The organism is Pseudomonas sp., from assembly GCF_026224925.1.
Taxonomy (GTDB): domain Bacteria; phylum Pseudomonadota; class Gammaproteobacteria; order Pseudomonadales; family Pseudomonadaceae; genus Aquipseudomonas.
This window is the reverse complement of record NZ_JAMFRV010000347.1, coordinates 1-7,509: the sequence shown is the minus strand read 5'-3', so window position 1 is coordinate 7,509 and position 7,509 is coordinate 1. Positions and strand designations below refer to the sequence as shown.

Annotated in this window: 9 protein-coding genes; 4 read left to right on the top strand and 5 right to left on the bottom strand. The window is 57.5% G+C overall.

Annotation, left to right across the window (positions count from 1 at the left end):
- The 3 genes from M0974_RS15195 to fba form a co-directional block, all read left to right on the top strand.
- On the top strand, positions 1 to 184 hold a 184-nt coding region (locus M0974_RS15195; protein WP_297838204.1), incomplete at its 5' end, for a hypothetical protein.
- A 53-nt stretch (positions 185 to 237) separates the two neighbouring features.
- A complete protein-coding gene (locus M0974_RS15190; RefSeq protein WP_297838199.1) occupies positions 238 to 564 on the top strand; it encodes an MliC family protein in 327 nt (108 codons plus the stop codon).
- 125 nt (positions 565 to 689) lie between these two features.
- Positions 690 to 1,754 carry a class II fructose-bisphosphate aldolase gene (gene fba, locus M0974_RS15185; RefSeq protein ID WP_297838196.1) on the top strand — a complete coding sequence of 355 codons (1,065 nt, stop codon included), beginning with the start codon at positions 690 to 692 and terminating at the stop codon, positions 1,752 to 1,754.
- A 191-nt stretch (positions 1,755 to 1,945) separates the two neighbouring features.
- On the opposite strand, the gene M0974_RS15180 is transcribed toward fba, so the two are convergent.
- From M0974_RS15180 to choX, 5 genes are all read right to left on the bottom strand, one after another.
- Positions 1,946 to 3,106 carry a gamma-butyrobetaine dioxygenase gene (locus tag M0974_RS15180; protein WP_297838202.1) on the bottom strand — a complete coding sequence of 387 codons (1,161 nt, stop codon included), beginning with the start codon at positions 3,104 to 3,106 and terminating at the stop codon, positions 1,946 to 1,948.
- 32 nt (positions 3,107 to 3,138) lie between these two features.
- Positions 3,139 to 3,609 (bottom strand): thioesterase family protein, encoded by a 471-nt coding sequence (locus M0974_RS15175; protein ID WP_297838193.1) that lies wholly within the window; start codon positions 3,607 to 3,609, stop codon positions 3,139 to 3,141.
- 190 nt (positions 3,610 to 3,799) lie between these two features.
- Positions 3,800 to 4,765, bottom strand: a complete 966-nt coding sequence (locus M0974_RS15170; RefSeq protein ID WP_297838191.1) for an L-carnitine dehydrogenase — start codon at positions 4,763 to 4,765, stop codon at positions 3,800 to 3,802.
- A 227-nt stretch (positions 4,766 to 4,992) separates the two neighbouring features.
- Positions 4,993 to 5,880 (bottom strand): 3-keto-5-aminohexanoate cleavage protein, encoded by an 888-nt coding sequence (locus M0974_RS15165; RefSeq protein WP_297838187.1) that lies wholly within the window; start codon positions 5,878 to 5,880, stop codon positions 4,993 to 4,995.
- 125 nt (positions 5,881 to 6,005) lie between these two features.
- A complete protein-coding gene (gene choX / locus M0974_RS15160) occupies positions 6,006 to 6,953 on the bottom strand; it encodes a choline ABC transporter substrate-binding protein (protein ID WP_297838184.1) in 948 nt (315 codons plus the stop codon).
- A 205-nt stretch (positions 6,954 to 7,158) separates the two neighbouring features.
- Here choX and M0974_RS15155 point away from each other — a divergent pair.
- Positions 7,159 to 7,509, top strand: a 351-nt coding sequence (locus M0974_RS15155; protein WP_297838179.1) for an AraC family transcriptional regulator, incomplete at its 3' end; no start/stop codon positions are given.

Below are 7,509 nucleotides of genomic sequence, written 5' to 3'. Positions count from 1 at the left end.
CCTCACGCTCTCCCGCTGCATGGTAGCGCCCGGTTGTGCCGGTTCCGGCGCACATTCCCGGGCGTCTGAAGTGTTAGTCCCCGCACAGGTAGATGTACCCACTACCCAAACTGATCAGCGGGTCGAGGCGCAAGCCACGGGTGATCCGACCGATGATCGCAATCAGGATCAAAATTGCCCCTGATCGACCGAAGTGACCGGCACCTGCCAAGCTTCATGGGGCGACCAGGAGACGTAATGAAAGGCTTAATCGCCCTCGCGACATTTGCAGTGCTTGGCGGTTGCGCCAGCATGAACATGAAAGAGCCGGAACCCGACACCTGGACCAACTGGGTGTGTGACAGCAAGGCAGCGTTGCTCTGGCATTTTGCCGACAGCGCGAAAAGTGAGGTTGATCTTCGCCTGCTGGGCAGCGACAAGGTCTATCGTCTAAAACCTGAGCAGGGTGCTTCTGGTGAGCTTTACAGCGATGGCGTATTGGCGTTTCACATAAAGGGTGATGAAGGCCTGGTTTACTGGGTTGCCACCAATGATTTGATCGGTCGCGGTTGCAAGGCTCTTTAGTCAGTGCAGCCGTTACTTCGGGACCGAATAAACGCGCTTAGCGTGTAAGATGCGCAAAAATTGAACCGCAGCCGCCAATAGGGCAGGCTCGCACGATTATCGACCTACCGGGAGAGAGACTTAAAATGGCACTTATCAGCATGCGCCAGATGTTGGACCACGCAGCCGAGTTTGGCTACGGCGTCCCCGCCTTCAACGTCAACAACCTGGAACAGATGCGCGCCATTATGGAAGCGGCTGACAAGACCAATTCCCCGGTGATCGTTCAGGCTTCTGCCGGTGCGCGTAAGTACGCTGGTGCTCCGTTCCTGCGTCACTTGATCCTCGCCGCAATCGAAGAATTCCCGCACATCCCGGTGGTTATGCACCAGGACCACGGCACCAGCCCGGATATTTGCCAGCGTTCGATTCAACTGGGCTTCAGCTCAGTGATGATGGACGGTTCTTTGGCCGAAGACGGCAAGACACCGGCGGACTACGAGTACAACGTACGCGTGACCCAGCAAACCGTAGCCATGGCTCACGCATGTGGCGTTTCGGTTGAAGGCGAGTTGGGCTGCCTGGGTTCGCTGGAAACCGGCATGGCTGGCGAAGAAGACGGCGTTGGCGCAGAAGGCGTGCTTGATCATAGCCAACTGCTGACCGACCCTGAGGAAGCGGCTGACTTCGTGAAAAAGACTCAGGTTGATGCCTTGGCCATCGCCATCGGTACCAGCCACGGCGCTTACAAGTTCACCAAGCCGCCTACTGGCGACACCTTGGCGATCGACCGTATTAAAGCGATTCACGCCCGTATCCCGAACACTCACTTGGTGATGCACGGTTCGTCTTCGGTTCCACAAGAGTGGCTGAAGATCATCAACGAATACGGCGGCGACATCAAAGAAACTTACGGCGTACCGGTTGAAGAAATCGTCGAAGGCATCAAGTACGGCGTGCGTAAGGTCAACATTGACACCGACTTGCGTCTGGCCTCCACCGGCGCGATCCGTCGTTTGATGGCAACCAACCCAAGCGAATTTGACCCACGTAAATTCTTCGGCGCCACTGTTGTCGCTATGCGCGACATCTGCATCGCCCGCTACGAAGCGTTCGGCACCGCTGGCAACGCCTCGAAAATCAAGCCAATTTCGCTGGAAAAAATGTACCTGCGTTACGCAGCTGGTGAATTGAAAGCCCAGGTCAACTGAGTCTTGGTTGATTAAAAAACCCGCAGCGATGCGGGTTTTTTTTAGCGCTGAATTTAAGGTCTCCCCAATCCCTGATCTGCAGTTCACCCTGTGGGACCGAATTTATTCGGGAAGGCGTCGTGCCAGACGCAGATGTCGTCGAATGTGAAACCGATTCCCGAATGAATTCGGTCCCACAGAGATTTTGGCGGCTACCGCTGCAACACCAATATCCGCGACAACAACTCATCCCTGTCGATGTAGCAACCCTGAAAGTGCCGCGCACCCGTGGTTGGATCAAACGCATTACGTGCATGAAGGGTGCGGCGATTGTCGAAGCACCACATCTCGCCGGGATTCAATCGGGCAATCACTCGAAAGCGTTCTTCACGGGTCATGGCAATAAAGCGCCGATAAGCTCGATACAGCGCGGGCATTTGTGCGGCAGGCGCGTCGAAGGGACCGCGCAGGAAGTTGGCCATGCGAATCTCACTGACTTGCCCCGATGAGTCGAGGGCAATGATCGGTGCCAGACAGCGATAGTCGCTGTGTCGGTCTTTATTGCGAAACTCCACCGGTATCTCACACAAGTTGCGAAACGCTTCGGGATCTTCCTCGCGCAATGCATCCGCAATGGCAAAACCATCGACAAATATGCTTTCGCCCCCCTTCGCGTCATTCACCAGGCAGTGCAAAAATTGCAGCCCCGGTTGCAACTCGCGGGTGGGCAGGTCGCTGTGCAACGGCAAATTAAACGCGGTGTAGGCGTTGCTGTCGGCATCGGCCTTTGACCGCACGTTGAACAGCACGCCGAAGTTACTCTCGCGAATAAACGAAATACGCTTTGCAATAAGCACCAGCGAATCGGGCTCGGTGGGCACGCCGCGTACCTGGGTCAGCCCAACATCACGCAAGGCCAGCAGCCACCTGAGCAGCGTCGGCGTGTCCTCCATGACCGATTGGTAATCGAAGATGGGCAACGATAGCTCGGCATTCCACAGTTGGCTGCGTGGTTTGGCCGCTAATCGTTCAGCTCGCGATTCATCATCATAAGCATGGGCGCGCAGCCAACCCGGATCGAAACGGCTTTCGTGGCCGTCATGCCAATCCACATACAAGCAGCCTTTGGGGTCAATGAAGCTGGTGTTTGGCACCACGTCGGCGGGGATGTCGACAATCTCCAGCACTTGTTCCCGCGTCACTCCGTACACACATTCGGAACAGGCGCAGTTGTCGCGCAACCACTGATGGTGAAACGGGCTGGAGCGGCCGTCGGCCCATTGCACCTGCAGCCGGTCAACTAACGGCTGGACGGCGACCAGGGCACTGATCAGCGGATAACTGCGGAAGTCGGCAAAGGCTGAAGTGTTAATGGCGATGTCCTTTCGTGTTGTGTTGTTGGGGCTCAGGCAGGAAGAGCGATCACACGGCCAATCCAGACCGGCTTAGGCAGGTCGTTCTGTTCTTTGGCCAAGGCCTGCAAAGTATTCAGCACTGCTTCGCTGAAAGGTGCCGAACGCGGGCCCGCCAAGTCGACGTGCAACAGCATCTGCTCGCTAGCGGCCAAGGCATCATCGCTGCCAGGTTTGTGCAGGCTGTGGTAGAGGTGCACGCGCTTGCGGTCATGACCGACTATTTGCGTGTGCACTTCGACTTCTTCGCCCAGCTTCACTTCATGCAAATAGTTGAGATGGCATTCAAGGGTGAATAAGGAATTGCCGCTGGCTTCGCGGTTATCGCTGTTCAGACCCAAGTGGTCCATAAAGGCATCGGTGGCGTAACTGAAGATCAACAGATAAAACGCATCACGCAGATGCCCGTTGTAATCAACCCAATCGGCGAGGATCGGGGTTTTGTAGGTGGTGAGTGCTGGCATGGAGGTCTCATATTCAAGTGTAGGAGCGCGCTTGCCCGCGATCGGCCCGGGGTCGCGCTCGACCGTAGCAGTCGCAAACCAACGAACGCATTCATTCGGTCAGAATTGCGCTGGGCATTTGGGACCGCTTCGCGATCCATCGCGGGCAAGCGCGCTCCTACAGTGATCGATTTTCTGGTGCTGATCGTTGTCAGTCGCTGAACGCCATTCCGTGTTTGGCTTTGGTAGCTTTCACTACCTCTAGCACGGCCATCAGGCAGTCATCGCGGTAGCGTTCGAGGGCTGCGATGCTGTGATCGCCGAGCTGTTCGGTGGTGCCGTCAACCACATCATCGATCAGTTTGTCGGTCAGCTCCGGCGCTGGCAGATAGGTCCACGGCAGTTTCAACGCCGGGCCGAATTGGTTCATGAAGTGGCGCATGCCAGCATCGCCGCCTGCCAAGGTGTAGGTCAGGAACGTGCCCATGAACGACCAGCGTAGACCGGCACCAAAGCGGATGGCGTCGTCGATTTCGCCGGTAGTAGCGACGCCGTCATTCACCAAGTGCAACGCTTCACGCCACAGCGCCTCAAGCAAACGGTCGGCGATGAAGCCGGGTACTTCCTTGCGCACGTGCAGCGGACGCATGCCCAGCGACTTATAAACAGTGATCGCGGCTTGCACGGCTTCAGGAGCAGTGTTCTTGCCCCCGACGACTTCAACCAGCGGCAGCAGGTAAACCGGGTTGAACGGGTGACCCACGACGCAGCGCTCTGGATGAGTGGCGCCTTCGTAGAAGTCGCTCGGCAACAGGCCGGAGGTGCTGGAGCCAATCAGGGCGTTGGGCTTGGCCGCTGCGCTGATCTTGGCGTGCAGTTCAAGTTTCAGGTCCAGGCGCTCAGGGGCGCTTTCCTGAATGAAATCTGCATCGTGTACGCATTCTTCGATGGTCGCGACAAAGCGCAGGCGATCTTGTGAGGCGCCTTGGGCCAGGCCGTTTTGTACAAGTGCGGGCCAGGCATTGGCCACGCGTTTACGCAGCGCGACTTCAGCGCCCGGTGCCGGGTCCCACGCCACAACGTCCAGGCCATGGGCCAACGCACGGGAAACCCAGCCGCTGCCGATAACGCCACTGCCGAGAGCGGCAAAGGTTTTGATGTCAGTGATAAAAGTCATCGTGAGTTCCTGAATTCTGTATGGCGAAATTGTGAACACCCTGTGGGACCGAATTCATGCAGAGAAAACTTCCCGAATGAATTCGGTCCTACAAGGAACTGCGCATTATTTGTGGGACCGAATTCATTCGGGAATCGGTTTGTCCGGCACTGAAGATGTTGGACGTGCCGACCTCTTCGCGAATGAATTCGCTCCCACAGTGGATCTGAGTCGTTATCGCAGTTTGATCAGCCGCGCTTGGTCAGGCCCATTTTGATGCGGCCTTCAGCGGGGGTCATGACGCGGGCGCCCAAGCGGCTAAGGATTTCCGAGGCGCGCTCGACCAACGCGCCATTGCTTGCCAATACGCCGCGATCCAGCCAGATGTTGTCTTCCAGGCCGACCCGTACGTTGCCGCCGAGCAACACTGCTTGCGCCGCCATCGGCATTTGCATGCGGCCAATACCGAAGCCCGCCCACACGGCGTTTTCGGGAAGGTTATCGACCATGGCTTTCATGGTGGTGGTGTCGGCCGGCGCGCCCCATGGGATGCCCAGGCACAGCTGGAACAAAGGGTCGTCGAGCAAGCCTTCCTTGATCATCTGCTTGGCGAACCACAGGTGACCGGTGTCGAAAATTTCCAGCTCGGCTTTCACGCCCAGCTCTTGGATACGTTTGGCGCCAGCGCGCAATTGGGCGGGGGTAGAGACGTAAATGGTGTCGCCATCACCGAAGTTAAGGGTGCCGCAATCGAGGGTGCAGATTTCCGGCAACAGCGCTTCAACGTGTGCCAGACGGGCCAGAGGGCCGATCAAATCAGTATTAGGGCCAAACTCCATCGGGTTTTCGCCAGCACCGATTTCCAGATCGCCGCCCATGCCCGCAGTGAGATTGACGATGATGTCGATGTCAGCTTCGCGAATGCGCTCCATCACTTCGCGGTACAGCGCTACGTCGCGGCTGAATTTTCCGGTTTCCGGATCACGAACATGACAGTGGACCACGGTCGCGCCGGCCTTGGCGGCTTCAACTGCAGCGGCAGCGATTTGTTTCGGAGTGATCGGGACGAGGTGGCTTCTCCCGGTGGTGTCGCCAGCACCGGTGAGTGCGCAGGTGATGATGACGTCATGGTTCATTTCAGATTTCCTTACAGGCTGGTTTAAATATAGTGAGGATGTTGTTGCCCGATCCGCAGCCATAAAAGCGGCTGCGGGCTCGGTGATTCGTGTCGGCTGGGCTTGGTGATGCAGGCCAGGTCAAATTATGGATTAGTGCTGAGTTGCAGGTTGGCGGCGGCATCTTTGCCATCAAACGTTTTCACCCCGGCGAGCCAGCGCTGCAGGTCTTGCGGGTGATCCTTGAGCCATTGTTTGGCCGACGCCGTTGCGTCTTTGTGGTCCAGAAGCGGTTGCATCATCCGGCTCTCGTCTTCGGCGGTGAACGTCAGATTAGTCAGCAGCTTGTCGACATTCGGGCAACGTTGGGCGTAGTCCGGTGCAGTAACGGTCCAGACTTTGGCTTCGCCTTCGTTCGGGCCAAGGGCGTTGTCGCTGCCGGTGAGGTACGTCATCTTCTGATTGACGTTCATTGGGTGCGGCGCCCAACCGAAAAACACGATGGCTTCGTTGCGATTCACGGCGCGGGTCACGGCCGACAGCATCCCGGCTTCGCCTGACTCAACCAACTGGAAGTCCCCAAGGCCGAACTGGTTTTTTGCGATCATTTCTTTGATCTGGGTGTTGGCACCTGAGCCCGGTTCAATACCGTAGATTTTGCCGCCCAGTTCTTTCTTGAACTTGGCAATGTCGGCGAAGGTTTTCAAACCTTTGTCAGCCAGGTAAGTCGGTACTGCCAACGTGGCGCGGGCGTCTTTAAGGCTCGGCTGAGGCAGCACGCGGACCTGGTTGGCTTTCACAAACGGGGTGATGGTCTGAGTCATCAGCGGATCCCAGTAGCCAAGGAACATGTCCAGGCGCTGATCACGGATACCGGCAAAAATGATTTGTTGCGAGGCGCTGGTCTCCTTGGTCTTGTAGCCCAGGCCGTCGAGCAACACTTGGGTCATGGCGCTGGTTGCCATGACGTCGGTCCAGTTGACCACGCCAAGTCGCACGTTTTGGCAGTCGGCCGCCTCCGCTGCAAGTGCACTGCCGGCGATAAAGGTGCTGCTGGTGAGTGCCAGCAAACAGGTGCTGATCAGTCGTTTCATGGTGGATTTTCCTCGGCAGGTTATTTTTATGGGGATGGCTATAGGGTCCCGGCGTCTTCGCGCGCAGTGAGGCCAAGTTACGCAGACGCAGCCCCGTAAAAGCGCACAGCGGCGACCAGCTCTTGCACAGCAGCGACCTGCCCTCTTGCCGTCCTGATCCAAGGGGCGTATGTGGTATTTACGCTACCCCTATGAGTGCGCCCCGATGTCCCAGGATTACTATTTTTTGCTCATGCCCGGATTCTCGATCATGGGCTTTGTCTCGGCTGTCGAACCGCTGCGGGTGGCCAATCGTTTTGGCGGCGAGTTGTACCGCTGGCATGTGCTGAGCATGGATGGCGGGGCGGTGATTGCCAGCAACGGGATGTCGGTCAACGCCGACGCCGCCTTGGAATCATTAAAGAAGGGCACGACGTTGTGGGTTGTTGCAGGCTTTGAGCCGCTGCAGTTCTGCACCCCCGCACTGGAACATTGGTTGCGTCGCCTCGATCACGAGGGCGTGATCTTGGGCGGCATCGACACCGGTAGTTTTGTCCTGGCCCAGGCGGGGCTGCTG